Here is a 26,654-nt window from a genome sequence, read left to right as displayed (position 1 = left end):
TCGCGCCGGGCATTTTCGTTTGCGCGGCGCGTAGTACGCGTCCCGGTCGCGATGCGGCTCACAGTGCGGGCAGGCTGACTATGCCGGCTCGGCGGATCAAACCGCGCTACTTGGCGCCGATCCGCACGCCGAGCCGGCCGGCCAGCTCCTGGGTAAATTGCCAGGCGACGCGGCCGGAGCGGGAGCCGCGGGTGGTGGCCCATTCCAGCGCCTCGCGCTCAAGCTCGGCCTGATCGATCTTGATGTCAAAATGGCCGCAATAGCCCTTCACCATCGCCAGATACTCATCCTGGCTGCAGCGGTGGAAGCCGAGCCACAGCCCGAATCGATCCGACAGCGACACCTTCTCCTCGACGGCTTCGCCCGGATTGATCGCGGTGGAGCGCTCGTTCTCGACCATTTCGCGCGCCAGCAGATGGCGGCGGTTCGAGGTCGCGTACAGAATGACATTGTCGGGACGGCCTTCGATGCCGCCTTCCAGCACCGCCTTCAGCGATTTGTAGGAGGCGTCGTTACCGTCGAACGACAGATCGTCGCAGAACACGATGAAGCGGAATTTCGAGGCGCGCAGCTGCGTCATCAGCAGCGGCAGGCTTTCAATGTCCTCGCGATGGATCTCGATCAGCTTCAGCCGTCCGGCGACGTCCGGCCGGGCATTGACACTGGCATGCGCCGCCTTGACCAGGCTGGATTTGCCCATCCCGCGCGCGCCCCACAACAGCGCGTTGTTGGCGGGCAGGCCGGTGGCGAAACGCTCGGTGTTCTCGATCAGGATGTCGCGCATCCGGTCGATGCCCTGGAGCAGGTCAAGGTCGACCCGGCTGACTTTCGGAACGCCCGCCAGCCGTCCCTCCGGGTGCCAGATGAAGGCGTCGGCACTGCCCAGCGGCGAGGCGCCGGGCCGATCCGCGGCCGACGCGGACAGCTGCGCCAGAATGGCCTCGAGAGCCTGGGCGATTCGCTCTTGCGTGCCGGGTTTTGCCGCCTTGCGGGGACGTTTTGTCGCGGCGGTGCGGGATTTCGACGGCGCGGCCTTACCGACCGCGCGGGACGCGGTTTTGCTGGGTTTTTTGGGCATCATTTAACTTCCTGAAGGTGCAGCCTTATTGCGCTCCGGCGGGAGCCGCAAGCGGCAAAAATGAGCGGGGGTGGCGACGTTGCAATTGAGACCGCGGCCGCTATAGTCCGCGCGAATTTGCCAGGCCGGCCGACGATCACCTCGTCGCCCGGCGCGCTCTATTTCACGAGGATTATTCGATGTTTGTGACTCCTGCGTTTGCTCAGGCCGCCGGCGCCGGCGGCGACACCCAATCGATGTTGATGTCGCTTCTGCCGTTCGCGCTGATCTTTGTCATCATGTATTTCCTGATCCTGCGGCCGCAGCAGAAGAAGGTGAAGGAGCATGCCGAACTGGTGAAGAACATCCGGCGCGGCGACACCATCATCACCTCGGGCGGCCTGGTCGGCAAGGTGACCAAGGTGGTCGATGACGACCAGATCGAGTTCGAGGTCTCCGACGGCGTGCGGGTGCGGCAGATGCGCCAGATGATCACTGGCGTCCGCGCCAAGGGTGAGCCCGCCAAGGAGACTGTCAAGGACCGCGAGAAGGACAAAGAAAAGTCCAAGGAAGCCGTCAAGGAGATCGCCAAGGACAAGGACGCCGCCAAGGCCGAGCCGTCCAAGGACGATCCAGCCGCAAGCTGACGCGGTCGGCGCGTTCGCCTCGCGGCGCTGCAAGCGCCGCCATTATCGGATTCTGACGGGACAACTCGATGCTTTATTTCACGCGGTGGAAGGCGCTGGCGATCATTCTGTCTGCGCTGGTGGTGTGCCTTTGCGCCGTTCCGAATTTCTTCCCCGAGCATACCGTCAAGACTTGGCCGAAATGGGCCCAGCGCCATCTGGTGCTCGGCCTCGATCTGCAGGGCGGCTCGCACATCCTGCTCGAAGTCGATGCCAATTCGGTCAAGAAGGACAAGCTCGATCAGGTCCGCGACGACGTTCGCCGCGTGCTGCGCGAGAACAAGATTCCCTATACGGGGCTCACCGCGCGCGGCGACTATGTCGAGGTCCGCATCAGCAAAGACGATGAACGGCCGACCGCGCTGACCAAGCTGCGCGAACTGTCGCAACCGCTCGGCGGCTTGCTCGGCGCCAATGGCCAGCGCAGCCTCGATGTGTCCGACGCCGGCGACGGCCTGATCCGTCTCACCGTGCCGCCGGCCGCGATCGCCGATCGGATCCGCCAGTCGGTCGACCAGTCGATCCAGATCGTCGAGCGCCGCGTCAACGAGTTGGGCACCGTCGAGCCGCTGATCCAGCGCCAGGGTTCCGATCGTATTCTGGTGCAGGTCCCGGGTCTGCAGGATCCGACCCGGCTGAAGGAACTGCTCGGCAAGACCGCGAAACTCGATTTCCGCATGGTCGACCCGACGGTGCCGGCCGACCAGGCGATGCGCGGCGGCGTGCCGCCGGATTCAGAAGTGCTGATGAGTTCGCAAAGCCCGAAAATCCCCTATGTGATCAAGAAGCAGGTGCTGGTCTCCGGCGCCGACCTGACCGATGCCCAGCCGGGCTTCGACCAGCGTTCCGGCGAACCGATCGTCAGCTTCCGTTTCAACAGCTTTGGCGCGCGCAAATTCGCCCGCGCCACCACCGACAATGTCGGCCAGCCATTCGCGATCGTGCTCGACAATGAGGTGATCTCGGCGCCGGTGATCCGCGAACCGATCGTCAGCGGCTCCGGGCAGATCTCCGGCAATTTCACGGTGCAGCAGGCCAATGACCTGTCGATCCTGATGCGGGCCGGCGCGCTGCCGGCGCCCCTGACCATCATCGAGGAACGCACGGTCGGCCCCGGTCTCGGCCAGGATTCGATCGAGAAGGGCGAGCTTGCGGCCTATGTCGGATCGATCCTGGTGATCGTGTTCATGCTGCTGACCTACCGGCTGTTCGGCGTGTTCGCCAACATCGCGGTTGCGATCAACGTGGCGATGATCTTCGGCGTGCTGTCGCTGTTGAACGCGACGCTGACGCTGCCCGGCATCGCCGGCATCGTGCTCACGGTCGGCATCGCGGTCGATTCCAACGTGCTGATCTATGAGCGCATCCGCGAGGAATTGCGCGGCGGACGCAATGCGATCTCGGCGATCGACGCCGGCTTCAAGCGCGCGCTGTCGACCATCCTGGATTCCAACATCACCACCTTTATCGCCGCCGCCGTGTTGTTCTATATCGGCACCGGCCCGGTGCGCGGCTTCGCTGTGACGCTGGGTATCGGCATCCTCACCACGGTCTTCACCGCCTTCACCCTGACGCGCCTGATCGTCGCGACATGGGTACGGTGGAAGCGGCCGCAACACGTGCCGATCTAATGACCCCAATCCGAAAGAACCGGCTGTGACTCACTGGATATTGATTGGGCTGGGTATCGTGGTCGTGGCGCTGACGGTGGTCAGCATCATGGGCTGGCTGCCGTCGCTGCGCATCGTCCCCGATGATACGCATTTCGACTTCACTCAGTTTCGCCGTATCAGCTTCCCGATCTCGGCGCTGCTGTCGATCCTGGCGATTACGCTGTTCTTCACCCACGGGCTGAATTTCGGCATCGATTTCAAGGGCGGCACGCTGCTCGAGGTCAAGGCCAAGACCGGCGATGCCGATATTCCCGGGATGCGCAAAACGCTCAGCGGGCTGGGGCTCGGCGACGTGCAGCTGCAGCAATTCGGCGGGCCCGCCGAGGTGCTGATCCGGGTTGCCGAACAGCCCGGCGGCGACGCCGCGCAGCAGGAAGCGGTGCAGAAGGTTCGCGGCGCGCTCGGCGACAATGTCATTTACCGCCGCGTCGAAGTGGTCGGCCCGCGGGTCTCCAGCGAATTGCTGGCCTACGGCATGCTCGGCCTGATGCTGGCGATCTTCGGTATTCTGGTTTACCTCTGGTTCCGCTTCGAATGGCAATTCGCGCTCGGGGCGATGATTTCCAACGTCCACGACATCGTGCTGACGATCGGCTTCATGTCGATCACCCAGGTCGAATTCGATCTGACCTCGATCGCCGCGCTGTTGACGATTCTCGGCTATTCCTTGAACGATACCGTAGTGATCTACGACCGGATCCGCGAGATGCTGCGGCGCTACAAGAAAATGCCGATGCCGGAATTGCTCAATGAATCGATCAATTCGACGCTGTCGCGTTCGATCATCACTCACGTCACGGTGACGTTGGCACTGCTGGCGCTGCTGCTGTTCGGCGGCAATGCCATCCACAGCTTTACCGCGGTGATGATGTTCGGCGTGGTGCTGGTCGGCACCTACACCTCGATCTTCATCGCAGCCCCGATCCTGATCTATCTCGGTGTCGGTGCGCACCGCGAGGACGGCTCGGACAAGCCGTCGAAAAAAGGCTGACCTTGGCGCTAGGCCCCGACACCCCGCATCTTCCCAGATCGGCGTCGATCGAGGCCTATGGCAAGGGCGGTTTCTATTTCGACGAGATGTCGCATCAGGGCTCGCTGCTGTTTCTGCCCGACGCGGTTTGGGCCTGGCCGGTGGCCAGCCCTGAGCAGATCGACCGGACGTCGTTGGCGCGGGTGTTCGACGCCGCCGCCAAGATCGATACGCTGATCATCGGCACCGGGAACGGGATCTGGCGGCCAACGCCGCGTCTGCGCGAGGCGCTGCGCGCTGTCGGCGTCGTGATGGATCCGATGCAGACCGGCCCGGCGATCCGCACCTACAACATCATGATCGGCGAACGCCGGCGGGTCGCCGCCGCTCTGATCGCGGTGCCATGAGCGACGCGGGATCCGAATCGGCCGCCGCCGCATTCTGCGCCGAACTGGTGCGCAACCATGATTTCGACCGCTACGCTGCGACGCTGTTCGTCGATCCGGCGAGCCGCCGCGCGCTACTGGCGCTATACGCCTTCAATGTCGAGATCGTCCGGGTGCGCGAGCAGGTGAGCCTGCCGCTACCAGGCGAGCTCCGGCTGCAATGGTGGAGCGACATGCTGGCCGGCACCTCGCATGGCGGGGTCGAGGGCAATCCGGTTGCCGTCGAACTCCAACGCGCGATCAAATCCCATGCGCTGCCGGTGGCGCCGCTGGCGCGGCTGATCGAGGCGCATCTGTTCGATCTGTATAACGATCCGATGCCGAGCCTGACGGCGCTCGAGACGCATCTCGACGATACCGTCGCGACGCTGTTCGCCCTGGCGGCACAAATTCTGGGACAACGCTCGCCGCTGATTGATCACGCCGCCCGCCATGCCGGCCTGGCCCAGGGCATCGCCCAAGTGATCGCCAATCTGCCGTTCGACTCCGCACGGCGGCAATTATTCGTGCCGCTGCAAGTGCTGCAGAGCCACGGCAGCGGCGAGGCCGAAGCCTATGCGGGCACCGAGACGCCGACGCTGCGCACGGCGCTCAACGAACTCTGCGGCACGGCGCAGACGCATCTCGATGCGGCGCTGACCTTGCTGGCGGACATTCCGGCCGCGGCTAGGCCGGCGTTCCTGCCACTGGCGCTGGTGCGGCGCGACCTGGCGCGGCTGGGACGCGCCGACACCAAACTGTTCGCGCCATATCAGCGCTCGCGGCTGGCGACGCTGTGGACGCTGTGGCGCGGGTCGAGATCCCGCGTGTTTCGTTGAAATCATACCCGGTCATTCCGGGGCGCGAGCCGCGTAAGCGGCGAGCGAACCCGGAATCTCGCGGTTAAAGCCTCAGCGCCAAACCATTCAGCAAGATTCCGGGTTCGCTCGGCCTGCGGCCTCGCGCCCTGGAATGACGCGCCGCATGGTTGGGCAATGCATCGCTCTGACGCGGAGCCCCGATTAGGCCGCGTCGGCGACCTTCTTCACATTGTCGGCGATCCATGAATCCATGTCGGATAGCGCCCGCGCGCTCATCGCCTGTTTCTTGGCGACGGTCTTGTCGGTGCCGCGCAGCCGCTTGCCGTCAGCATCTTTGGTCGGCGCTTGCGCGAGCGGTGGAAACAGTCCGAAATTGACGTTCATCGGCTGGAACGAGCGCGGCCCGGCATCGATGGTCTCGAGATGGCCGCCGGTGATGTGGCCGAGCAGGGCGCCGAGCGCGGTGGTCGCTGGCGGCGGCGCAAGTTGCGTGCCGCGCGCTTCCGCGGCGGCATAGAGCCCGGCGATCAGCCCGATCGAGGCGGATTCGACATAGCCCTCGCAGCCCGTCATCTGTCCGGCGAAGCGCAGCCGCGGCTGCGCCCGCAACCGCAATTGCGCATCGAGCAGTTTCGGCGAGTTCAGGAACGTATTGCGGTGCAGCCCGCCGAGCCGCGCGAATTCGGCGTTCTCCAGGCCCGGAATGCTGCGGAAAATCCGCGTCTGCGCGCCGTGCTTCAATTTGGTCTGGAAACCCACCATGTTGTAGAGCGTGCCCAGTTTGTTGTCCTGACGCAGCTGCACGATCGCATAGGCCTTGACCTGCGGATCGTTCGGATTGGTCAGCCCGACCGGCTTCATCGGGCCGAACCGCAGCGTCTCGTGGCCGCGCTCGGCCATCACCTCGATCGGCAGGCAGCCGTCGAAATACGGCGTGTTGGTCTCCCACTCCTTGAAGTCGATTTTGTCGCCTTCCAGCAGCGCTTCGATGAAGCCGTGATACTGCGCCTCGGTCATCGGGCAATTGATGTAGTCGGCGCCGGTGCCGCCGGGCCCGACCTTGTCGTAGCGCGACTGAAACCACGCCACCGACATGTCGATCGAGTCCTTGTGGACGATCGGCGCGATCGCATCGAAAAACGCCAGCGCGTCTTCGCCCGAGAGTTCGTGGATCGCCTCGGCCAGCGGCGCCGAGGTGAGCGGGCCGGTCGCGATGATGACATTGTCCCAATCAGCCGGCGGCAGCCCGGCGACCTCGTCGCGGCTGATCTCGATCAGCGGATGCTCGGTCAGCGCCTTGGTGACGGCGGCGGAGAAGCCGTCGCGATCCACCGCCAGCGCGCCGCCCGCCGGCACCTGATTGGCGTCGGCGGCGCGCATCACCAGCGAGCCCAGTCGGCGCATCTCGGCATGCAGCAGCCCCACCGCATTATTGGCGGCGTCGTCGGAGCGAAATGAATTGGAACACACCAGTTCGGCGAGGCCGTCGGTGCGATGCGCCTCGGTCATCCGGACGGGGCGCATCTCATGCAGCACCACGCGCTGGCCGGCATTGGCGATCTGCCAGGCGGCTTCCGAGCCGGCGAGGCCGGCGCCGATGATATGGATGGGGGTCGATTGCGATATGTTGATCATGCGCCACTGCTAGCGCGTTTTTGCGCCGGGCGAAATCCGTATCGCTGTGGGGCCGGCCGCCTAAAATGGCGAGAAGCAAGGCCCTGATACGACAGCGCCCGCTGCGAAGCGGGCGACATCCGTGAACAAGTCGGTGCTGATGGGATCAGCCGTTGTAATGACCGGACGCAACGCGCGGAATGTCCGAGCGGTCGAGGCCAATATCGGCGAGTTCGCGATCGCTGAGCTGGGACAGCTCACTGACGTTGCGCTGATAATCCCGGAAAGAGCGGAAAGCGCGGATGAGCGAAAGCAACATGGGAAGTCTCCTTAGATCAGATTCATCTCTTGCCCGAGATGAATCGTTGAAATGGATATACGCCAATCTCATGCTGATATGCACATCAAATGCTGCACTGCAGCTCGACCTTCATTGCATAGCTTCCCCAAGGAATGAGTAACGCTTTCTGTATCCGTGTTGGGCGCGCTCACCCATCGGCATTCATTGCCATTGCCTCTCAACTGCCGAATATCCGCCGATTTGGCAGTATAATGCCAATATTTGGCCAGCCGGCATCGTTGGTCTTTTGCCGTAGAGACCAGGGCGAACGTTTAGCTTGGCTTTTCTGAACAATAGATAAGAGAGTTTCGCATGTGCGGAGCGCATGCGAAGCCATATGAATTATTATTCAGTGCAGTGACCTGTTGCATCGCAGCACGATGGGCGCGCGGCAGACCCGAGCTAAAGATGGCGGGGGCTGACGCGCGGCCCGGGGGCTACTTCTTATCGCTCTTCCACTGGAACAAGGCGGCAGGAAAATCCGCAGCGGAGCGCTTGATCTTGGTCGCGGGGGGAATCACCGGCGGATTCGGGTTGGGCTCCACCACCTTGCGGTAGAGGTGCCAGGTGGCGTGGCCCAGCAGCGGAATCACCACCGCCAGCCCGAGAAACGCCGGCAACGAGCCGAGGATGAGGAATGCCGCCACGATCAGGCCCCAGGCGGCCATCTGCAGCGGATTGCGGGCCACGGCGCGCAGCGAGGTCATCACCGCTTCGGCCATGCCGGCGCGGCGGTCGAGCATCATCGGGAACGACACCACGCTGAGGCAAAGCGCGGCCACCGCGAACAGGAAGCCGGCGCCGCAGCCGATCACAATCAGGCTCCAGCCTTCCGGCGTGGTCAGCACCCTTTGGATGAAATCCGGCATCGCGGCGGCCGGCGCGTTGCCGAAGGTCGACACATAGACCGACTGCGCCACCGCGATCCAGACCACGAAGATCGCCAGCAGGATCGCCCCCAGTCCCAGCATCGCGCCGAACGAGGGCGAACGCAGCACCTCGACCGCGTGCCAGGCGGAGGTGTCTTCGCCGGTCTCCCGGCGGCGACTGAGCTCGTAGAGCCCCAGCGCAGCGAACGGGCCGAGCAGGGCGAATCCCGCGGCGAGCGGGAACAGCAGCGGCAGCACCGAATAGCCGAACGCGGCGCGCGCCAGCGCCAGACCGACGACCGGATAGATCACGCAAAGCATGATGGCGTGGCTCGGCACCGCCTTGAAATCGTCCCAGCCGCGCCGCAGCGCGTCGCGCAGATCCGATAGTGTGATGTGGCGGACCACCGGCGCCGGAACCGGAGGCGCTATTTGCTGCGCCGCAACATCCGCGTCTCTAGGGGCATCATCTTGATGCCGTGGGCGCGCGGCGGAATGAAGAAACTCGCTCTCGGCAGAAGAATATGGGGTCGCCATGGTCGTTCTCCCTCGTGGTGGACCTTGAGTCCTTCGCCGATCGGAGCGGAGGCTGGTCCTTTGCGGAAACGATCACGATCAAGCCAGACGCGAAAGCAAACCGACAAACTGGACATGCCGCGACCTGTTAGCTCAGCCTAACGCTGAATGGCCGATGCGGTTGCTCACGCTTCGGTGAGAGGCGATATGTCGCGGCGGGGCGGTCCGCCCTTGTTGGGTCCGGCGGGGCATGACGAGCGTTAGGCGCTTGCATCGCAGCAAACGCCACGGCGAGGATGGCGTTGCAACCTTATTTGGCTATTGGCGTTATCGCCGGCTAAGCTCGGCTGTGTTGCCCGATCGGTCCCGCCGATTGATAGTGCCGAGTCACCTTCACGCCGACCCGATTCCTTAACTCCGTTTCCACGCACTGGAGAATTCAATGAGCATTTTTAGCAAGATGATGGGTGCGATTTTTGGCAGCCATGCCGAAGCCGCGACGCCCGGCGCCAGCCCGGCCGGCGGCGCAGCCCCCGCAGGCGGTTCGGCTCCCGCAGCCGGCGCGCCGGCGCAGACCGTCGACGTCGCGCCGATCCTTGACAAGGCCGTCGCCGCCAAGGGCGAGAAGCTGGAATGGCGCACCTCGATCGTCGACCTGATGAAGGCGCTTGATGTCGATTCCAGCCTGTCGGCCCGCAAGGAACTGGCGAAGGAGCTCGGCTACACCGGTGACACCAGCGATTCCGCCACGATGAACATCTGGCTGCACAAGCAGATGATGGCCAAGCTCGCCGCCAATGGCGGCAAGCTGCCGCCGGAGATCGCGCACTAACCCGATCAGGCGCCACCCCGCCCAGCCGGCTCGTGCGACACATCAAAGGCCCCGGCATCTCGGGGCCTTTTTCATGCCGCCGCGCGGCCGCGGTCGCCGCTCGCTCAGCCGACCAGATCGGCGTATTCAGGATGGGTTTCGAGATAATCGACGACGAAACTGCAATCCGCCACCACCTTGAGCTTCTCGGCGCGGATCAGCGCCAATGCGCCTTCGATCAGCTGCGAGGCGAGGCCGCGGCCGCGTAGGCTCGGCGGGGTTTCGGTGTGGGTGATGATCACCTTGTCGCCGTCGCGGCGATACTTTGCAAAGACCATGCTGCCCTCGACTGCCAATTCGAAGCGTTGCTGTGCCTTGTTGTCGCTCACCTGCGAAGTGGCATTGGGCATGGCTGTTCGGCTCCTATCTGGCTTGGGGCCGGTACGCGGCCTCGCATCGGTCGGACCTTAGAGCCAATGACGCCGGCAGCGTCAACCGTGTCACGCCTCAGCGTTTCAAAGATGTCGTGAGCAGGTCGCGCAGCGACCATGGCTTGCCGTCGACGGTGGAGCGGATGTCGTCGATGCGCCAATGGCCGCCGTCGCGTGTGAAGTCATAGCGCACCACATTGTCGGCGCGGTTTTCGCGGGACGTTCGCGCGCCCGTCAACGTCACCGCGAGGGTGGCGCTGCCGGAATCCTGCTTCTCGGCGACGATGTCAAAGGACGTCACGTCGGGATCCTGCGAATTGGTCACCGGATCGAAATCGATCGGCCCGGCCTCGTCCTTCGGCGTTCGGACCTCGGCCTTGGCCCACAGCGCCACCAGCGATTTCGACAGATATTTCGCGCGGGTCGGCTTGGCAGTGACGAAGCCGCCATCCTCGCCCTTGCCATGCGCGACGCGGGCATAGATGGCGTTGAGGATCGCCACCGGATCGGCTGCGATCGGCGCGGCCAGCGCCGGCAGGGTCACGGCGACAAGTGCGCCGGCGGCAAAGCTTCGTCGGGTGAGCATAATAGACCTCAATTTGGTGATCTCGATCGATTCACGCCATCCACGCCATCCGGTACGCCCGATTGGCGCGCGCCAGCGACAATTGATGCTATGACATCGCCACGCGTCGTGCCACAGCCCCAACAGCGACGGCGTTCGCAACGATGCCCTCACTTCACCGATTGGAGACCGCCATGGCCAACGAAAAAGGCCCCAACGTCAAGAAGAAGCAAAAGTGCAAGAACTGCGAGGGCAAGGGCCTGTTGAAGAAGGGCGACAAGGTGGTGAAGTGCCAGCGCTGCAAGGGCACCGGGCTGCGCTAGTGCTCCACGCCGCGACATCCGGCCAGGCGCTGCGGCGGCGCGCCAACAGGCTGCCACGTTGCGCCCCGGACCTGTTGCAAAGCGCATCTTGCCTCACAGCGTCGCCGCGCCGCGCTGTCCAATCCGATACACCGTCGGCACCGGCGATGACGTAATCTGATCATCGGTTGATCCGTCCGACGAGGCCGCTGCGGATGACCGGCACGTATCACGGCCTCGCTCCGGCACGGCGTAGCAACAAGGGCAACATTGCTGCCCTTTGCAATTGCCGGCGCGGCCGATGCTGTTCGACACGCAGACACGCGCAATGGGCCGCCAATCGAAACTGAGGGGCGCTGTGGCGCGGATAGTTACTTGATGCCTTGCCGGAGAGCTATTAGTCTCAGAGTTATTAGTCTCATCGCGTTTCAATAAAACAATTGCAGGGGGCGGAAATGGATCTTTCCTTTGCTGAAAGAGATAGCGCAGATGCCAGTTTCCTCGCGAAGGAGCTCGAGCTCCTGCTGCAGAGGAACGGAATCCCACAAAACGCCATGGCTCTCAAGCGGTCATCGCCAGAGAACATGGACCTTGGCAGCATTCTTTCGGTCAACCTCGATGCGGTCGCGCATGCTCTCGGCGGACTTGGCTACATCGCCTGCTTTGCCAATTGCATCTACGAAATCGTGACAAAGCACAACAGCACGATCGTCATCGTCACGGAGCATGGCACGTCCAAATTCCCGGCGTCGAAAATCGACCCAGAGATCATCGCGAACGCATTGCAGGTCAGCCTGGCGAAACCTCGTGACGACGTCGCCGGACCCGAGCGGTCGTAGCTAATCTATCGATTCAGGTACTTATCAGAGCAAGGACGCCAGACATACAAGCCATCAACCCGGGAGCATTCGACCATGTCAAAATTGGGGGTCGTTGTTTTTGGTGCGAGTACCTATGAATTCCATCCTGAGCTGTTCAACGAGCGGTTCGCCAATTCGGCCCGCGAGGTGGCAAGTATTCTGGCGGATCCGACGATCGTCGCGGATCGCGAGGTCGAGGTTCTCAACCTGTTCGATCAGCCGCTCAATCCCGGCGAAGTGGAAATCCGCATCCACGATTTTGTCGCCCAGGACAAGCACGATTACGTCGTCTACTACTGCGGTCATGGCGACGTCGGCCGCCGCGAAGGCGACTACCGGATATTCCTGCGCTCCAGCAGACGCGACCGCCGGAACGGCTCTTTGCTCGATATCGTGGGATTGATCCGGGATCTGCAGGTGAACGCTGCGCAGAAGCGCGTCTATTTCGTGTTGGATTGTTGCTTCTCGGGAACGGCCGTGGCCGAGCTTCAGGAAACCATGGATGCCGGCTGCACAGAGGCGCTGATCGATCGCAGCCTGACTGAGGCAACCCAGAGCGGCACCGCGGTACTTAGCTCATCCGGCAGTCGCGGCGTCGCGCTGGCCAAAAAGGACGATAGGCTATCGCTGTTCACAGGCGCGTTGGTCCGCTGTCTCAAAGAGGGAGTTTACCACAAGAGCCATTCGCCGATGCTGTCCTGGCTCGATGTGAAAGACGAGATCGTGCGGATGACGCGCGACCGTCTGGGTCCCGACGCGCCGGTTCCGAAATTGACCAATTTGAGCGACGATCCGGGAGACCTCACACGGCTGGCGTTTTTCGTCAACCGTGCCTATGTCGCCCAGGCCTCGGTCGGCGGCGGCTGGCTTTCCAGCCCGGACCAGAAGGCAAGCGAGCACTTGTATTGGAAGAGCATCTCGAATTCGGATGATTGTCCTGCGGTGCTGCTCGAGGACTTCCTGGCGAAATTTCCCGACGGCACCTTCGCGCCGCTCGCCCGATTGCTGTTGGAGCGGCAGATCGATCGGATGAGCGCGCCGGCGCTGGAGCAGCATCTGCGCGATTATCAGGCCTCCGTCGCCCGAGGCCGAATCGTGACCCGGCTGATGGTGCTGAATTGCGAGGACTCTAAGCAAAGCGCGATCGGCAGAGCGACCCCGCCCGGTTTCGCCGAGACGCCGGCCGCCCAGGCGCCACCACCGATCGCCGCGGAGACGAAGCAGGGATCCGGCGCGCCGCCTCCCGAGTCAGAACCTTCGGCGGTCAAGACGGCGGATGACAGTGCGAAACAGCCGCCGGCGCAGGTTCAGGAAGACCCGGGATCGGATGGCGCGCGGCGTGGTCGATGGCCGGGGCGAATGCTTGTGCCGTCCGCCATAGCGTTTTCCGGAGCCTTGCTCGCTGCGGCGTGGATCGTCTTCGGCAACCGGACGCCGCAGCCGCCCGACCCGCCGATCTTGCCGGCGGCGAATGCACTCCCCAGCAAGCAGCCGACGCAGGTTGCGTCACAACCGGCGACACCGCTGCCTCAACCCGAAGCGCCGACGTCTCAACGCGACTCGGCGGAGCTGACGTCGCAAATCGAATTGACGCAGCTGACGCTGGGCGGTTACGACGAAGCCCTCCTGACGCATTGTATCCGCAGTTGCCGGTCCGACGCGGCGAAGGCGGAGGCCGAACGCCGGATCTCCGTGATCGGGCGGGAAAAGACGTCCTACCAGGCCGCGCGCGGCGATCCCGCGCGCCTTCAGGCGTATCTGCGGACCTGCGTGGTCTGCAAATTCAAGACTGAGACATCGAGCGAACTGGCGCAATTGGCCCGTCGCAACAGCTTCATGGCGATCGCCAACCGCGACATGGACGGCGGCGACATTATCGAGGCTGGATCCCTGCTGATGCTTCGCGACACGAGCCAGGGCGAGTGCGAGGCACGATGCCGGGCGCGTCGCGACTGCGTTGCGGTAAGCTTCGACCGCTGGAATAATTCCTGCTATCTCAAGGACACCGTCATTCCCCTGACGCTCGATCCGCATTCGGTGACGATGATCCGCGCCGACCAGCAGACGCCCGGCAGCGTCCCCGCCACCGAACGGTTTTGCGCGTATAACAACAGCTTGCTTACCGGCGAGGGACAGCCGGCGTTTTCCGTGCCGTCGCCGCGAGCCTGCGAGATCTCCTGCGGGTCGGACCGCGCCTGCGTGGCGTATAGTTTCATGAAGGTCGCCAAGCTGTGCCTGAAATTCAGCACCACCAGCAATCGGGAGAAGGGCGTTGATGCCGTGTCTGCCGTGAAGACGCAGCGGTCATGCAATTGACCCAAGGCCGTTGATCATGGCCGCTGATCCACGGCGCGCAACGCCGGACCGATCCGCGGCTAATCCAGCCCCTCGTCGGGAATATTGATCAGGGTGCCGCAGGCCTTGCAATGCACCGCGTCGGAATCGTGGCGCTGCAGGCCGCAGACCGGGCAGGGAAACCGCACCTTGCTGGGGCTCAGCAAAGCGCGGGCGAGATTGAAGAACAGCGTGACGCCGAAGATCATGATCACCACGCTGATCAGCCGCCCCGTTGTGCCGGGCAGGGTGATGTCGCCGAAGCCGGTCGTGGTCAGCGCGGTGACGGTGAAATACAGCGCGTCGGCATAATTGCCGATCTGCCCGTTGCGGAATTTCTGGGTCTCGTAGACGATCGCCGTCATCACGAAAATGAATACCGCCAGATTGGTGACGGCGATGATGACTTCCTCGTTGCGCCGGAAGAACTGGCTGTCCGAGCGCAGCCGCACCAGCATCTGATAGTCGCGCAGTGCCCGCAGCGTGCGCAGGATGCGCAGGAAGCCGCCGCCTTCGCCGGCCAAAGGCGCCAGGAACGAGATGATCGCCACCACATCGGTCCAGGTCGCCAGCTTGGTGAATTCGCGCCAGCGCTGCCGGCTGATCAGCATCCGCGCGGCGAAATCGATCAGGATCAGCGCCCCGAACACCAGATCCAGCGCCTCCACGGTGTCGTGCGACGGCAGGAACGAGGTGCCGACGATGAACAGCACGGTGACGATGTCGAAGCCGAGCAGCGCATAGCGGAATACGACGCCGCGCGAACTGGCGCCTTCATAGAGTTCGCGGATGGTGGCTGTGAGATTCTGCAACGTCATGGTGCCAATAGGCCTGTTTCGCGCCGCCGCCGCAATGGCAAATCCCGATGCGCCAAAAGCCGTTCCGGACAGGCCTGCGCCATCTCGCGACTCGATCGAGTCCGAGTTTTGCACCCCCTGCGCGAGGAGGGGCGGGGGCGCGCCGTCCGGCGCTGGGTGTGGTGGTGTCTCGCGATCCGCTTCGACGAAGCCGACCGCGCGTCGCCCGATCGGCGCGCCCACCGCGGCGATTTTCGGCCTCAGGCCCGTGCTTCCGGGGACGGGCGCGATGCTTTGCACCGCCTGATCCCGACGGTTTCCCGCCGTTCACCCGCCCCGCGTCCAGCGAACTAACAAGTCGCAGAGCCTCGTAGTGGGCTCGGACGGGGACCCCAAGCCTCCCGGGCGGCGCTTGCGAGACGCCGGCGCGGGACGCCGCGTCGACCCGGCTTCGCCAAATGGCTACGCCGGGCAGCGGCCCGCCTGGTTGCCCAGGCCGCCGCTCTGTCCCGCTTGCCAAGCGCCCTCGAGCAGCGCCCCTCACGGACAGGACGACTAGGAATATAATCAATGGTGACGATTTGTCAAACAGGATTTTTGATGAGATCGATTGGTGGGGCGCGGTAGCCCGCATGAGCGCAGCGATAGGCGGGACCGCGTCGCGCCACCAAACCCCGCATGTCGCTGCGCTGATGCTTGCTACGTTTGCTTGCGCAGCATGGGTTTCGCAAGCGCTCAACCCATCCTACGCGCTGCGCGCTCGCCAAAGGGATCAGTGCTCGTTGACCGCGGCGCCGAGCTTGATCAGGCTTAGCGCGCGGTTCGCGGTTTCGCGCAGGCGGCAGTAGCTCGCGCTTCCCCGGTACATGCCGGGCTCGATCTTGTCGAAGGCCGTGCAGAACCGATCACGCGACGCGGCGAAATTTTTCTCGGATTCCTTGACCGCCTGGGTCACGTCGGCGAACCCGCCGGCCTGAACCTGCTTGAGCGCAGCTTTGGTCTTCTGCGTCCAGATGGCGAGTTCGCGCGCCGCGCAGGCTTTCCATTTGGCGACGTCGTCATTTGCGCCCTCTGCGGCTTTGATACAGGGGTCGGCGACGAGCCCGACGCACGCGCCGCCGAAACCGCCGGTTTCCTCCGCGGTCTGCAGACAGGCATCGATCACCGCAACGTCGGCTCGCGGGGCGCCCTGGGCCAACGCCATCGATGCGAGCGGCAGGCTTGCGGCGAGCATCACGACGGCAAGTTTGAGCTTCATTGGGGGATCTCCGGTCGGCGCATCGACAATATGGAACGCAACACCGGCGCGAGCGAATGAGGCCCGGCGAGACGGTCAGACGGACGTGGCGGTAGAACCGGACGGCTGGTGTGAGGGGAAACGTGGGGCAATGGCGTTTGGATGACGACCTCTTTCATCAATGCCATGCAATTCACCTTGCCCGGACTGCGGAGATTTTCCACCGTCCATGCAACCTTGGTCGTCAATGCCCCTGCATTGGTTCACCTGTCCGTGGAAGCAGGCTGGTGGCGTGGGTTGAGCGCAGCGAAACCCACGGCATCTCATACGGCATCCGCGTGGTGGAGCGGGAGAAGGGCGCGGAGATCGCGAAGCGGGTGAGGCCGGCGGACTGGGCTCTGCCGGGCCCGGCTGACAACCACGCCGACAAATGCTGTATTTGGTTTAGAGGTGTTCGATGTCGGACCTGCTCTCGCGCATCATGATCGATCCGGACGTGCTCCACGGCCGCCCCTGCATTCGCGGCCTACGGATCAGCGTCGCCGACATTCTCGGCCAGCTTTCCGCGGGCGCGTCGCGCGACGAAATCCTGCGCGACTATCCCTATCTGGAGAATGCCGACATTGACGCTGTGCTGGCCTTCGCCGCGCGGCAGGCGAACCATCCGATCATCGCGGCGGAATGAGCATCTGCAACCCGCGGCTGCGCAGACAGATGCTGGAGAACTCTTGCTTGCTCCGGGGCATGAGTGCATCATGGCGACACTCTAAATTATTTAACGAATCGGTTGGGCAATGGGCGACCTTTTAACAAATCACGCATCTGAAATATGGAGTTTCCTAGGTGGCTTGGTGGGCGGTGCAGTTGGAGGGTCACTGCTAACTCTCCGGATAACTCGTAAGATTCGGGTTAGCGGCAGCGGTAATAACGTTGATCAGCGCAGATCATCCGCAGGTGGGGATCTCGTGGGCCGAGACAAAACGACGACCACCACTACACGTCGCGACTAATTCCAACTGGCTTTTAATCATGGGACCTTTCGTCGATCAACGCGATGCTTCAGCGGACGGCGATATTGTCGGCAGGGATAAGATTGAGAACCACTTTCATGGGGATCGTAGGCTTGGCGTCGTTGAGGAATTGCTGACCAAGTTGCAGGCCGAAATTGAGCAAAATTGCCAGATCCGCCACACCGTCGAGGCCTTGGCTCATTTCCATACGCGCCGCTCTAGGGATGGAATTGACGGTCTGGAGGCCAAGCTTAAGGCCGGGAACCGCGACGATGAATATTATGACGCACTAGAAAAGAAGGAGCTGTTCGCAAAGCTACTAGAGAAGTGGTCGCTTTATGCCTCGGCCCAAGAAATATTCGCATACCTTTTGGCTAAGACAGACTATGAATTCAATCAGTTCGTCCATCCTCAGATCGAGTTGCTGACCAGGATTCAGATTAATCAAATCGTGAAAGAACACATCGTAGTTCCTACCGTGGGCGAGTGTGGAGGAGCAGTTTTCACCATCAATCATAGCACGGCGATGGGCATGATCTATTGGCTCGCGGAACAGTGCTTTATCCGGTGGCACAAATGATTCAGCTGACCTTTGAACCAGCCCTCGACCCCTTCCACGCCATATTCCGATTTCTGCGGCTACGCGATGTCTTTGAGTGCATTGGCCCCGTTCCCCGTGACCTCGCTCGGATGCTGGATTTTTATCTCCTCTTTCCCTTCCGAATCGAAGGCATCCGTCTCAAACCTCAGGACCGAAAGTATAAATCTCTCTCCAAGGCATATGCCGCCTCAAAGCCCTATGGTGAACAACCAGAGGACCGCATCCTATTTTCGCGTATGGAGCCCATGCAAATTGCGGCCTTGGACACATTGGCGGATCAAAACTTCATAGCTCGCGAACGTTGGTCGATGGGCGAAGTGATGACGATGGTCAAGGAGCCGCCATTACGGATCGCCGAACGAATTAGCGATGTCAATCAAGCTGATTCCAATCTCATCAACTTTCTGTCCGTGCTGGGATCGACCTACACGCTCTTAGGAAAGGATGGTCTGAAAGATCGAACTGGGCTTCTGGAGTATCGCTATGATCCGGTATGAGCCCACGCTTTTGGTTACGCGCCTCGTAGTCGAGCGTAACTCGTTCATCGCCTACGATGAGACGTTTCACCAGGGCGTGAACGTCATACGCGGTGAGAATTCGTCTGGAAAATCCACAATTCTCAACTTCATATTTTACGGCCTTGGCGGCGACTTGGCAGCTTGGAGCGAGACGGCCTTGCTGTGTTCACGTGTAGTCGTTGAAGTCCGCATCAACGGCAATCCGGCCACTCTAAGTCGCGACATTTCTAGCCAAGCCGGTCAACCGATGGAGATTTTCGGTGGCGACTATGAGAGCGCGAAGTTTGCTCCTCATGCCGATTGGCTGCGCTATCCATATCGGCGCTCTGCCAACTTTGAAAGTTTCTCTCAGGCCTTATTTCGCCTCTTAGGGATCCCAGAGGTCGCCGCAGACGTTTCTGGCAATTTGACGATCCATCAAATCCTGAGGTTGTTATATGCAGATCAACTGAGCCCCGTGGAGGATCTCTTTCGATTTGAAAGCCGCTTCGATCCACCACAACTCCGGGACGCGATTGGCCGACTGCTCTGCGGGGCTTACGAGGCGGCCATCTACGATAACGAGGTTAAGATTCGAGAGTTGACGCGCGAATTTGACGCGAAAAGCGGCGAACTGAAGAGTCTTTTCTCTGTTTTAGGGAAGACGGGTCACAGCCTAACACTGGACTGGATAGCTGAGCAGCGGCGATCACTGGAACAAGATGCAGTCGCCATTCAGGCGAAAATTGACGCCGCCGAGGAAGCTCTTTTCACCCAATCAGCCCAAGACGAGTTAACCCTAAGGAATCAGCAGGCTGTTTATGACGATGTGCAGCGCTTACAGATTGCGCTTGGCACAGTCCGCCAAGAGCGCGACGCACTCAATTTATCGATCGCAGATTCGAGCGCCTTTATATCTGCCCTCGAAAACAAGCTTACTGCGTTAAACGACTCCTCATCCGTTGCATCGCATCTGGGAGACGTGAAGTTCGAAACATGTCCGGCATGCTACGCAACGATCGAGGCCGACGAAAGATTGGATCGACATATATGCCATCTCTGCAAATCACCGTTTGACACCGAACGGTTGAAAGCGCGTATCGTCGCAATGATCAATGACGTGGCCCTCCAGCTAAAGCAGTCGAGGCTACTGCAACAGAATCGAGAAAGTCGAACAGGGGATCTGAATCGCAAACTTCTTATGCTTGAGCGCGAATGGAAGGCCGCGTCAGATCGGCTCGTTACTTTGCAACGACTTCCATCCAGCGAAGCGCGAGAAGCTCTACGCAGTCTCCACCGACAGACGGGTTACCTAGATCGACAGCTAGAAGACCTGAATCAGAAGGCCGAAATCATTGGCCTGATTGACCAACTATCCAGCAGGAAGGACGAGTTAAACGACACGATCAACCGACTTAAAACAGACACAGATCGCCTAAAGGCATCGCAAGAAAAGCGAAAAAGTCAGGCCTATACGATCATTGCTGATGAAATACGTGAGCTACTTCACAATGATCTGCGCCGTCAGGATACGTTCGAAGCAGCGCAATCTATTCAGTTCGATTTTGCATCCAATAAGATAAGCGTAGATGGGCATTCCTATTTTTCTGCCAGCTCGCGCGTTGTCCTGAAGAGTAGCTTCTTCCTCGGCTTCTTTTCTGCAGCGACCAAAGACCCTCTATTCCGCCATCCACGCTTCGTAATGATCGACACGATAGAGGATAAGGGAATGGAGCCTGAGCGAAGTCACAATTTCCAAAATCAGATATTACGCATCTCCGAGAGTGCCAAGGTCGAACACCAAATCATCTACGCGACGGCAATGATTTCTCCCGATCTGGACCACGAGCAATTCACCGTTGGTAAATTTTCAACACGCGATGATCCCACATTAAATATTGCGACGTGAGCATCACTCCGCCGCCGCATCCGCCTTCCGCTTCTTCTTCGCCGCGCCCGCCGCCTTCGCCAGCACCGGCGCCAGAAACTTGCCCGTGTAGCTCCGCGGCGCCTTGACGATATCCTCCGGGGGGCCCCAGGCGACGATTTCGCCGCCGCCGTCGCCGCCTTCGGGGCCGAGGTCGATCACCCAGTCGGCGGTCTTGATGACTTCGAGATTGTGCTCGATCACCACCACGGAATTGCCCTGCGCCACCAGCTCGTGCAGCACTTCCAGGAGCTTGGCGACGTCGTGGAAGTGCAGGCCGGTGGTCGGCTCGTCGAGGATGTAGAGGGTGCGGCCGGTGGCGCGCTTGCTGAGTTCTTTCGCCAGCTTGACGCGCTGGGCTTCGCCGCCGGACAGCGTCGTGGCCTGCTGGCCGACATGGATGTAGTCGAGGCCAACGCGGTGCAGAGTCTTGAAGGTCTCGCGCACGCGCGGCACCGCCTTGAAGAATTCGGCGGCTTCTTCCACCGTCATGTCGAGCACGTCGGCGATCGACTTGCCCTTGAACAGCACCTCGAGCGTTTCGCGGTTGTAGCGCTTGCCCTTGCAAGTGTCGCAGGTGACGTAGACGTCGGGCAGGAAGTGCATCTCGATCTTGATGACGCCGTCGCCCTGGCAGGCCTCGCAGCGGCCGCCCTTGACGTTGAAGGAGAAGCGGCCGGGCTCGTAGCCGCGCGCTTTCGATTCCGGCAGGCCGGCGAACCATTCGCGGATCGGCGTGAAGGCGCCGGTGTAGGTCGCGGGGTTGGAGCGCGGGGTGCGGCCGATCGGGGACTGATCGATATCGATGATCTTGTCGATATGCTCCAGGCCTTCGATGCGGTCGTGCGGGGCGGCGCCCTCGCTGGCATTGTTGAGTTTGCGCGCGATCGCCTTGTACAGCGTGTCGATCAAGAGCGTCGACTTGCCGCCGCCCGAGACGCCGGTGATGCAGGTGAACAGGCCGAGCGGGATTTCGGCCGAGACGTTTTTCAGATTGTTGCCGCGGGCGTTGATCACCTTGATGGTGCGGCGATGGTTCGGCGGCCGCCGATCCGGCACCGGCACGAACAATTCGCCGGTGAGATATTTTCCGGTCAGCGATTTCGGATTGGCCATCACCTCGCGCGGCGTGCCCTGCGCCACGATATGGCCGCCATGGGTGCCGGCGCCGGGGCCGACATCGACGACATAGTCCGCCGCCAGCACCGCGTCCTCGTCATGCTCGACCACGATCACCGTATTGCCGAGGTCGCGCAGCCGGCGCAGCGTATCCAGCAGGCGGGCGTTGTCGCGCTGGTGCAGGCCGATCGAGGGCTCGTCCAGCACATAGAGCACGCCAGTGAGGCCCGAGCCGATCTGCGAGGCCAGCCGAATCCGCTGGCTCTCGCCGCCGCTCAATGTGCCGGCGGCGCGCGCCAGCGTCAGATAGTTGAGGCCGACATCGAGCAGGAAGGAGAGCCGGTCGCGGATCTCCTTGAGGATGCGGACGGCGATTTCGTTCTGCTGCTTGTTCAGCGCCTTCGGCACCGCCTCGAACCATTCGCCGGCGCGGCGCACCGACAGTTCGGAGACCTCGCCGATATGCTTGCCGCCGATCTTGACGCTGAGCGCCTCGGGCTTCAGCCGGAAGCCGTGGCAGGCCTCGCAGGGCACGTCGGAGAAATATTTGCCGAGCTCCTCGCGCGCCCATTCGCTTTCGGTCTCGTGAAAGCGCCGATCGATATTGGTGACGACGCCCTCGAACGGCTTCTTGGTGTCGTAAGAGCGCACACCGTCCTGATAGGAGAATTTGATCTCGTCATCGCCGGAGCCATGGAGCAGGGCGTTCTGAGTTTTCTTGGGCAGGTCCTTCCACTTGGTGTCGAGGGTGAATTTGTAGAATTTCGCCAGCGCCGTCAGGGTCTGGATGTAATAGGGCGACGACGATTTCGCCCAGGGGGCGATCGCGCCCTTGCGCAGCGTCAACTCCTTGTCGGGGATCACCAGATCGGCGTCGATATGCTGCTCGATGCCGAGCCCGCCACAGGCCGGGCAGGCGCCATAGGGATTGTTGAAGGAGAAAAGTCGCGGCTCGATCTCCGGAATGGTGAAGCCGGACACCGGGCAGGCGAATTTCTCCGAAAACAGGATGCGTTCGGCGCCGGTCTTGTCGTGGATCTTGGCGACCTTCTTCTTGTTACCCTCCCCTTGAGGGGGAGGGTCGGCGCGCAGCGCCGGGGTGGGGTGCGCAGCACTCGCGGCTTCACCCCCTCCCGACCGCTTCGCGGTCGACCTCCCCCCTCCAGGGGGAGGTGAAGCAAGAGCCGCCGGCGCGTCGGCATATTCGATCACCGCGAGGCCCTCGGCGAGTTTCAGCGCGGTCTCGAAGCTTTCGGCCAGGCGCTGGCCGATATCGGGGCGGACCACGATGCGGTCGACCACGACGTCGATGTCGTGGGGGAATTTCTTGTCCAGCACCGGCGCCTCGGCCAGCTCATGGAAGGCGCCGTCGATCTTGACCCGCTGGAAGCCCTTCTTCAGCCATTCCGCCAGTTCCTTGCGGTATTCGCCCTTGCGGCCGCGCACCACCGGCGCCAGCAGATAGAGCCTTGTGCCCTCCGGCAGCGCCAGCACCCGATCGACCATCATGGATACGGTCTGGCTTTCGATCGGCAGGCCGGTGGCGGGCGAATAGGGCACGCCGACGCGGGCCCACAAGAGGCGCATGTAATCGTAGATCTCGGTGACGGTACCGACCGTGGAGCGCGGATTCTTCGAGGTGGTCTTCTGTTCGATCGAGATCGCCGGCGACAGCCCGTCGATCTGGTCGACGTCGGGCTTCTGCATCATTTCGAGGAATTGCCTGGCATAGGCCGACAGCGATTCGACGTAGCGGCGCTGGCCCTCGGCATAGATGGTGTCGAAGGCCAGCGAGGATTTGCCGGAGCCGGACAGGCCGGTGAACACCACGAGCTTGTCGCGCGGGATCTCCAGATCGACATTTTTGAGATTGTGCTCGCGGGCGCCGCGGATGGTGATCGCGCGCAACGCAGTGGCCTGCCGCTTCGCCTTGATGATTTCGTCCATGAGAATTCCCAGACGCGAACGACGCGCCGCATTCGGGCGCATCGCCGGATAACCGGGGCTGACGCCAATTGGCTCAAGTCTGGAACATAGGAAGAACGTGAGGCGATTGCCAGTGCTGCGTCGCAGCCATCAACCATTTCTTGGCAAGACGGCTGGGCGGAACGCAAGCGAGGGCAGAGCGGCAGCCGCGAGCCAGCGCGCTCGGCCCCCCACACACAACAAAGCCGGCACGAGGCCGGCCTGCTGCACTCAAATCAGATCAAAGCCGCTCAGTAGCGCGCGACCGCCGGACCGCCCCAGCGATAATTGATCCGGGCGGTGACGACATCGAGGTCCTGCTTGACGTTTTCGACCACACCGGTCGGCGCCAGGAAGAACCCGCCGAAGGTCACGTCGCGGCTGCCCATGAAGGCATGCTGATAGTCGATCGCGGCCGACCAGTTCGGGGTGAAGCCATATTCCACGCCGGCGCCCACGGTGCCGCCCCAGCGGGTTTCCGATCCGGTGCTCAGCGGCGCAGCAGCTCCGGTAAAGCCGAAATCATATTTGTCGTGCACCACCGCGGCGCCGCCTCGCACATAGAGCAGGGCGTTGTTCCAGGCATAGCCGATGCGGCCGGTGAACATGCCGAAGGAATCGACCTTGGAGCGATTGGTGGTGCCAGGCAGCGGCGCCGCCGGATCGTTGGAGCCTTTCAGGTCGGCCCAGTTGCCCTGGGCATCGACACCGAACACCCAGGAGCCGGTCTGCCAATTATAGCCGATCTGGCCGCCTGCGGTGCCGCCGTCGGCATCGTGACAACCTTCGGAAACCGCCGCGACGCGCGCGGTGGGGCTGCCGACATAATCCCAGCAGCTCCGGCTCGAGGCCCAGCCGCCATTGGCGCCGATATAGAAGCCGCTCCAGTCGTAGACCGCAGCCAGCATCGGCGGCGCTTTGGTGTAGGGACGCGCGGCGAGATCGGCGGCGAATGAGGGCGAGGCCAGTCCCAGCGCGGATGCCGCGGCCAGTCCCAACACCAATGATTTGATTGCCTGCCGCACCGTGATCTCCCCGGGTCGCGATTGAACGTGTCACACATTAGCCTAAATCGCGGCCGGCGCTGTAGCGCCCAGGCCACACTGACCAACTGCGCTGCGGGGGCGTTGCGGGGCAGGCCGGGCGAAAACTATCGCCCCAGACAGCCGTCACGAGGCCTGTCAGGTACGACCCAACATTGCCACGGAGGATCATCCAGCCCCGGTTCCGCCGTCCACAACATAGGTCGCACCGGAAACGAAGGCGTTCCTTGCAACCAGCGCGATCACGTCGGCCACCTCCTGCGGCCGTCCGACTCGGCCCACCGGCAGCCTGGACCCGACATCATCGAAAAACGCCTGGCGTGCATCGTCCGGCATAAAATCCCACAGAGGAGTGTCGATCAGGCCGGGACTGACCGCGTTGACGCGAATCGGCGCCAACTCGGCCGCAAGCGTCGGGATCGCGCTTTCCAGGGCACCGTTGACCGTGGCGGGACCAACGGCACCCGGCGTGACGGAACGTGCCGAGCCGGCCGTGACGAGGGTGATGGAGCCTTTCGGCTTCATATGATTGGCGGCGACCTGCGTCACTAGGAGCTGGGCGAACGCCTTCTCCTCGAACGCCGCCATCACGTCATGCAGGTCGATGTCGAGGAAGCGGCCGATGCCTTTGCTTCCACCGACGCAGACAACCACCGTATCAACCGACCCAGTGGCTTCAAACACCCGCGAGACGGCATCGCGATCGCGCGCGTCCGCGACGGCAGTCTTGACCCCACCGATCCGCTCTGCCGCGGCGGCGAGGCGGCCGGCATCGCGGCCGACGATCGTCACCGCGTCGCCCTGCTTGGCGAGAAGTGCTGCGGTGGCCTCGCCGATCCCGAGGCTGCCGCCGAAGATGACGCTGGTTCGGGTTTCGCTCATTTCGCTATCCTTCTGCCGATGGGCGATGAGGCCAATCCGGAGCCAGCCTGGCCGGCGCTCATTCGTATGAGGAGGTTGGCGACCGCCGGATCACGCGAGCCCGCGCAGGTAATCGCTGTGGAGGCGAGCGGCGGCGGGTGAGGTGAACAGCTCGTCCAGTCGAGCGCGAGCCGTCATCTGCCGGAACGCCCCGTGCTGCGCGGGATCGCCGCCATCATGCATGGTGTCGGTGAGCCAGGCGCTGAATTCCTGATACCGCCAGACGCGCGGCATGACCGTGTCCGAGTAGCATTCGATCCCGGAGGTGTTTGCGCCCTTCACAGCGTTGGTCAGGGCATCTGCGAGCACGTCCACGTCGTACAGGGCCATGTTCATGCCCTTGCCGCCGGTGGGAGGGACGAGATGCGCGGCATCGCCGGCCAGGAAGAGGTTGCGATACTGCATCGGGTAATGAATCACCGAGCGTAGCGGCACGACCTCCTTCGTCAGCACCGGAGCGGTCTTGATGGTGTCGTCATTCAGCCGCAGGCGGATTTCGTCCCAGATCCGCTCATCAGGCCAGTCTTCGGGCCCATCGCTCACCGGGCATTGCAGATAGTAGCGGCTACGCTCGGGCCCGCGCGGGATCTGGGAGACGAAGCCCCTGTCGCTCGTTCCCATGATCGCAGGGCCGGCGGCCGGGGCCTCGACCAGCGACGCCAGCCATGCGTAACCGAATTCGTGGCTGACTGTCGTCAATACGTCGGCGGGGATCGAGGCGCGGCTGACCCCGTGATCGGCGTCGCAGCCGGCGATGAAGTCGCAGGTCAGGCTATGTGTCTCTCCGGCGCGATCGTATTGGACGCGGGGACGTTCACCCTCCTCATTGCTGATCCGCACGTCGCTTACTGCGAACCGAACGTCCCCGCCCATATTGTCGATGAGCTCGCGCATGAGGTTGGCGACGAGCATCTGTTGCGTGCAGAAGCGCCCCTCGCTGCCGTCGTCGCTCGTCACGGTGAAGACGCGCCCGACGCCGTTGACCCGATAGTCGATCGTCTGCGTGACGGGGCCTGCCAGAAGCTTGTCGGCGAGGCCGCGCCGCTCGAACATCCTGACGCTGCTCGCATCTACGGCGCCGGCCCGCTGGCGCGCCTGGATCGTGGCACGGTCGCGCCGCTCCAGCACGACGCACGCCACGCCTTCGTTGCCAAGGAAGGTCGCCAGCGCCAGACCCGCGGTTCCTCCTCCGATGATGACGACGCTCGTTTCTTCCGTGCTGGCCATGGCCGCTGCTCCTTGTCCGTGATGTGAACAGAAAAT

At 62.5% G+C, this 26,654-nt stretch carries 25 protein-coding genes; 13 read left to right on the top strand and 12 right to left on the bottom strand.

The features are described from left to right. Nucleotides 1-106: 106 nt before the first annotated feature. Nucleotides 107-1,078: an ATP-binding protein gene (locus RBJ75_RS05730; protein WP_044415407.1), complete on the bottom strand. Its 972-nt coding sequence runs from the start codon at nucleotides 1,076-1,078 to the stop codon at nucleotides 107-109. Nucleotides 1,079-1,257: 179 nt separating this feature from the next. Here RBJ75_RS05730 and yajC point away from each other — a divergent pair, with 179 nt between their 5' ends. The 5 genes from yajC (at nucleotide 1,258) to RBJ75_RS05705 (ending at nucleotide 5,650) form a co-directional block, all read left to right on the top strand. Further along, nucleotides 1,258-1,704: a preprotein translocase subunit YajC gene (gene yajC / locus RBJ75_RS05725; protein WP_044415405.1), complete on the top strand. Its 447-nt coding sequence runs from the start codon at nucleotides 1,258-1,260 to the stop codon at nucleotides 1,702-1,704. Nucleotides 1,705-1,772: 68 nt separating this feature from the next. Next, on the top strand, nucleotides 1,773-3,374 hold the full coding sequence (secD, locus tag RBJ75_RS05720) for a protein translocase subunit SecD (protein ID WP_276156261.1): 1,602 nt from the start codon (nucleotides 1,773-1,775) through the stop codon (nucleotides 3,372-3,374). Nucleotides 3,375-3,399: 25 nt separating this feature from the next. Continuing rightward, nucleotides 3,400-4,407: a protein translocase subunit SecF gene (gene secF / locus RBJ75_RS05715; RefSeq protein WP_044409708.1), complete on the top strand. Its 1,008-nt coding sequence runs from the start codon at nucleotides 3,400-3,402 to the stop codon at nucleotides 4,405-4,407. A gap of 2 nt (nucleotides 4,408-4,409) precedes the next feature. Further along, nucleotides 4,410-4,793: an Mth938-like domain-containing protein gene (locus RBJ75_RS05710; protein WP_052628894.1), complete on the top strand. Its 384-nt coding sequence runs from the start codon at nucleotides 4,410-4,412 to the stop codon at nucleotides 4,791-4,793. Then, complete coding sequence (locus tag RBJ75_RS05705) at nucleotides 4,790-5,650, top strand: phytoene/squalene synthase family protein (RefSeq protein WP_044409701.1); 861 nt, start codon at nucleotides 4,790-4,792, stop codon at nucleotides 5,648-5,650. Before RBJ75_RS05710 ends, RBJ75_RS05705 begins: the two co-directional genes overlap by 4 nt. 183 nt (nucleotides 5,651-5,833) lie before the next feature. Here RBJ75_RS05705 and trmFO read toward each other — a convergent pair whose 3' ends face one another. From trmFO to RBJ75_RS05690, 3 genes are all read right to left on the bottom strand, one after another. Beyond that, entirely contained in the window at nucleotides 5,834-7,267 is a 1,434-nt protein-coding gene (trmFO, locus tag RBJ75_RS05700; protein WP_044409698.1) for a methylenetetrahydrofolate--tRNA-(uracil(54)-C(5))-methyltransferase (FADH(2)-oxidizing) TrmFO, read from the bottom strand. A gap of 145 nt (nucleotides 7,268-7,412) precedes the next feature. Next, nucleotides 7,413-7,565 (bottom strand): DUF1127 domain-containing protein, encoded by a 153-nt coding sequence (locus RBJ75_RS05695; protein ID WP_080900988.1) that lies wholly within the window; start codon nucleotides 7,563-7,565, stop codon nucleotides 7,413-7,415. Between the two features lie 458 nt (nucleotides 7,566-8,023). Next, nucleotides 8,024-8,992, bottom strand: coding sequence for a DUF2189 domain-containing protein (locus RBJ75_RS05690; RefSeq protein ID WP_080900987.1), 969 nt, complete (start codon nucleotides 8,990-8,992; stop codon nucleotides 8,024-8,026). 421 nt (nucleotides 8,993-9,413) lie between these two features. Here RBJ75_RS05690 and RBJ75_RS05685 point away from each other — a divergent pair, with 421 nt between their 5' ends. Beyond that, the gene (locus RBJ75_RS05685; protein WP_044409695.1) at nucleotides 9,414-9,803 is read left to right on the top strand and encodes a DUF3597 domain-containing protein; all 390 of its coding nucleotides are present in this window, start codon (nucleotides 9,414-9,416) and stop codon (nucleotides 9,801-9,803) included. 104 nt (nucleotides 9,804-9,907) lie between these two features. On the opposite strand, the gene RBJ75_RS05680 is transcribed toward RBJ75_RS05685, so the two are convergent. After that, nucleotides 9,908-10,192 carry a GNAT family N-acetyltransferase gene (locus tag RBJ75_RS05680; RefSeq protein WP_044409692.1) on the bottom strand — a complete coding sequence of 95 codons (285 nt, stop codon included), beginning with the start codon at nucleotides 10,190-10,192 and terminating at the stop codon, nucleotides 9,908-9,910. Between the two features lie 97 nt (nucleotides 10,193-10,289). Beyond that, nucleotides 10,290-10,799 (bottom strand): DUF3828 domain-containing protein, encoded by a 510-nt coding sequence (locus RBJ75_RS05675; RefSeq protein WP_044409690.1) that lies wholly within the window; start codon nucleotides 10,797-10,799, stop codon nucleotides 10,290-10,292. A 173-nt stretch (nucleotides 10,800-10,972) separates the two neighbouring features. Here RBJ75_RS05675 and RBJ75_RS05670 point away from each other — a divergent pair, with 173 nt between their 5' ends. The 3 genes from RBJ75_RS05670 (at nucleotide 10,973) to RBJ75_RS05660 (ending at nucleotide 14,256) form a co-directional block, all read left to right on the top strand. Continuing rightward, nucleotides 10,973-11,101, top strand: coding sequence for a hypothetical protein (locus RBJ75_RS05670; RefSeq protein WP_276156263.1), 129 nt, complete (start codon nucleotides 10,973-10,975; stop codon nucleotides 11,099-11,101). 434 nt (nucleotides 11,102-11,535) lie between these two features. Further along, the gene (locus RBJ75_RS05665) at nucleotides 11,536-11,919 is read left to right on the top strand and encodes a hypothetical protein (protein WP_044409687.1); all 384 of its coding nucleotides are present in this window, start codon (nucleotides 11,536-11,538) and stop codon (nucleotides 11,917-11,919) included. Nucleotides 11,920-11,994: 75 nt separating this feature from the next. After that, the gene (locus RBJ75_RS05660; RefSeq protein WP_044409684.1) at nucleotides 11,995-14,256 is read left to right on the top strand and encodes a PAN domain-containing protein; all 2,262 of its coding nucleotides are present in this window, start codon (nucleotides 11,995-11,997) and stop codon (nucleotides 14,254-14,256) included. 59 nt (nucleotides 14,257-14,315) lie between these two features. Here RBJ75_RS05660 and RBJ75_RS05655 read toward each other — a convergent pair whose 3' ends face one another. Then, nucleotides 14,316-15,092 (bottom strand): ion transporter, encoded by a 777-nt coding sequence (locus RBJ75_RS05655; RefSeq protein WP_044409681.1) that lies wholly within the window; start codon nucleotides 15,090-15,092, stop codon nucleotides 14,316-14,318. A 751-nt stretch (nucleotides 15,093-15,843) separates the two neighbouring features. Then, entirely contained in the window at nucleotides 15,844-16,329 is a 486-nt protein-coding gene (locus RBJ75_RS05650) for a lysozyme inhibitor LprI family protein (RefSeq protein ID WP_044406486.1), read from the bottom strand. 436 nt (nucleotides 16,330-16,765) lie between these two features. On the opposite strand from RBJ75_RS05650, the gene RBJ75_RS05645 reads away from it, so the two are divergent. From RBJ75_RS05645 to RBJ75_RS05630, 4 genes are all read left to right on the top strand, one after another. After that, entirely contained in the window at nucleotides 16,766-16,993 is a 228-nt protein-coding gene (locus RBJ75_RS05645) for a DUF433 domain-containing protein (RefSeq protein ID WP_044406489.1), read from the top strand. 344 nt (nucleotides 16,994-17,337) lie between these two features. Further along, nucleotides 17,338-17,898 carry an ABC-three component system protein gene (locus tag RBJ75_RS05640; RefSeq protein ID WP_044406492.1) on the top strand — a complete coding sequence of 187 codons (561 nt, stop codon included), beginning with the start codon at nucleotides 17,338-17,340 and terminating at the stop codon, nucleotides 17,896-17,898. Further along, nucleotides 17,895-18,416: an ABC-three component system middle component 5 gene (locus tag RBJ75_RS05635; RefSeq protein WP_044406493.1), complete on the top strand. Its 522-nt coding sequence runs from the start codon at nucleotides 17,895-17,897 to the stop codon at nucleotides 18,414-18,416. The genes RBJ75_RS05640 and RBJ75_RS05635 overlap by 4 nt, the downstream gene beginning before the upstream one ends. Then, nucleotides 18,403-20,325, top strand: a complete 1,923-nt coding sequence (locus RBJ75_RS05630; protein WP_044406494.1) for an ATP-binding protein — start codon at nucleotides 18,403-18,405, stop codon at nucleotides 20,323-20,325. Before RBJ75_RS05635 ends, RBJ75_RS05630 begins: the two co-directional genes overlap by 14 nt. Before the next feature lie 3 nt (nucleotides 20,326-20,328). Here RBJ75_RS05630 and uvrA read toward each other — a convergent pair whose 3' ends face one another. The 4 genes from uvrA to RBJ75_RS05610 all read right to left on the bottom strand — a co-directional run bounded on the left by uvrA (nucleotide 20,329) and on the right by RBJ75_RS05610 (nucleotide 26,618). After that, the gene (gene uvrA, locus RBJ75_RS05625; protein ID WP_044406495.1) at nucleotides 20,329-23,409 is read right to left on the bottom strand and encodes an excinuclease ABC subunit UvrA; all 3,081 of its coding nucleotides are present in this window, start codon (nucleotides 23,407-23,409) and stop codon (nucleotides 20,329-20,331) included. A 269-nt stretch (nucleotides 23,410-23,678) separates the two neighbouring features. Further along, on the bottom strand, nucleotides 23,679-24,440 hold the full coding sequence (locus tag RBJ75_RS05620) for an outer membrane protein (RefSeq protein ID WP_044406505.1): 762 nt from the start codon (nucleotides 24,438-24,440) through the stop codon (nucleotides 23,679-23,681). 198 nt (nucleotides 24,441-24,638) lie between these two features. Then, entirely contained in the window at nucleotides 24,639-25,352 is a 714-nt protein-coding gene (locus RBJ75_RS05615) for an SDR family oxidoreductase (RefSeq protein WP_044406496.1), read from the bottom strand. Nucleotides 25,353-25,442: 90 nt separating this feature from the next. Then, nucleotides 25,443-26,618: a 4-hydroxybenzoate 3-monooxygenase gene (locus RBJ75_RS05610; protein WP_044406497.1), complete on the bottom strand. Its 1,176-nt coding sequence runs from the start codon at nucleotides 26,616-26,618 to the stop codon at nucleotides 25,443-25,445. Nucleotides 26,619-26,654: the final 36 nt, after the last annotated feature.

The organism is Rhodopseudomonas sp. BAL398, from assembly GCF_033001325.1.
In the GTDB taxonomy this organism is placed as follows: domain Bacteria; phylum Pseudomonadota; class Alphaproteobacteria; order Rhizobiales; family Xanthobacteraceae; genus JARJEH01.
This window is presented reverse-complemented; position numbering and strand designations above follow the sequence as displayed.

What these genes read in the sequence shown, in the direction of transcription:
- RBJ75_RS05675 (WP_044409690.1), bottom strand. Translation starts at nt 10,799, where the DNA reads ATGCTCACCCGACGAAGCTTTGCCGCCGGCGCACTTGTCGCCGTGACC.
- RBJ75_RS05695 (WP_080900988.1), bottom strand. Translation starts at nt 7,565, where the DNA reads ATGTTGCTTTCGCTCATCCGCGCTTTCCGCTCTTTCCGGGATTATCAG.
- RBJ75_RS05630 (WP_044406494.1), top strand. Translation starts at nt 18,403, where the DNA reads ATGATCCGGTATGAGCCCACGCTTTTGGTTACGCGCCTCGTAGTCGAG.
- RBJ75_RS05615 (WP_044406496.1), bottom strand. Translation starts at nt 25,352, where the DNA reads ATGAGCGAAACCCGAACCAGCGTCATCTTCGGCGGCAGCCTCGGGATC.
- RBJ75_RS05730 (WP_044415407.1), bottom strand. Translation starts at nt 1,078, where the DNA reads ATGCCCAAAAAACCCAGCAAAACCGCGTCCCGCGCGGTCGGTAAGGCC.
- uvrA (WP_044406495.1), bottom strand. Translation starts at nt 23,409, where the DNA reads ATGGACGAAATCATCAAGGCGAAGCGGCAGGCCACTGCGTTGCGCGCG.
- RBJ75_RS05645 (WP_044406489.1), top strand. Translation starts at nt 16,766, where the DNA reads ATGTCGGACCTGCTCTCGCGCATCATGATCGATCCGGACGTGCTCCAC.
- RBJ75_RS05680 (WP_044409692.1), bottom strand. Translation starts at nt 10,192, where the DNA reads ATGCCCAATGCCACTTCGCAGGTGAGCGACAACAAGGCACAGCAACGC.
- RBJ75_RS05690 (WP_080900987.1), bottom strand. Translation starts at nt 8,992, where the DNA reads ATGGCGACCCCATATTCTTCTGCCGAGAGCGAGTTTCTTCATTCCGCC.
- RBJ75_RS05650 (WP_044406486.1), bottom strand. Translation starts at nt 16,329, where the DNA reads ATGAAGCTCAAACTTGCCGTCGTGATGCTCGCCGCAAGCCTGCCGCTC.
- RBJ75_RS05640 (WP_044406492.1), top strand. Translation starts at nt 17,338, where the DNA reads ATGGGACCTTTCGTCGATCAACGCGATGCTTCAGCGGACGGCGATATT.
- RBJ75_RS05655 (WP_044409681.1), bottom strand. Translation starts at nt 15,092, where the DNA reads ATGACGTTGCAGAATCTCACAGCCACCATCCGCGAACTCTATGAAGGC.
- RBJ75_RS05660 (WP_044409684.1), top strand. Translation starts at nt 11,995, where the DNA reads ATGTCAAAATTGGGGGTCGTTGTTTTTGGTGCGAGTACCTATGAATTC.
- RBJ75_RS05685 (WP_044409695.1), top strand. Translation starts at nt 9,414, where the DNA reads ATGAGCATTTTTAGCAAGATGATGGGTGCGATTTTTGGCAGCCATGCC.
- trmFO (WP_044409698.1), bottom strand. Translation starts at nt 7,267, where the DNA reads ATGATCAACATATCGCAATCGACCCCCATCCATATCATCGGCGCCGGC.
- RBJ75_RS05635 (WP_044406493.1), top strand. Translation starts at nt 17,895, where the DNA reads ATGATTCAGCTGACCTTTGAACCAGCCCTCGACCCCTTCCACGCCATA.
- yajC (WP_044415405.1), top strand. Translation starts at nt 1,258, where the DNA reads ATGTTTGTGACTCCTGCGTTTGCTCAGGCCGCCGGCGCCGGCGGCGAC.
- RBJ75_RS05670 (WP_276156263.1), top strand. Translation starts at nt 10,973, where the DNA reads ATGGCCAACGAAAAAGGCCCCAACGTCAAGAAGAAGCAAAAGTGCAAG.
- RBJ75_RS05610 (WP_044406497.1), bottom strand. Translation starts at nt 26,618, where the DNA reads ATGGCCAGCACGGAAGAAACGAGCGTCGTCATCATCGGAGGAGGAACC.
- secD (WP_276156261.1), top strand. Translation starts at nt 1,773, where the DNA reads ATGCTTTATTTCACGCGGTGGAAGGCGCTGGCGATCATTCTGTCTGCG.
- RBJ75_RS05705 (WP_044409701.1), top strand. Translation starts at nt 4,790, where the DNA reads ATGAGCGACGCGGGATCCGAATCGGCCGCCGCCGCATTCTGCGCCGAA.
- RBJ75_RS05665 (WP_044409687.1), top strand. Translation starts at nt 11,536, where the DNA reads ATGGATCTTTCCTTTGCTGAAAGAGATAGCGCAGATGCCAGTTTCCTC.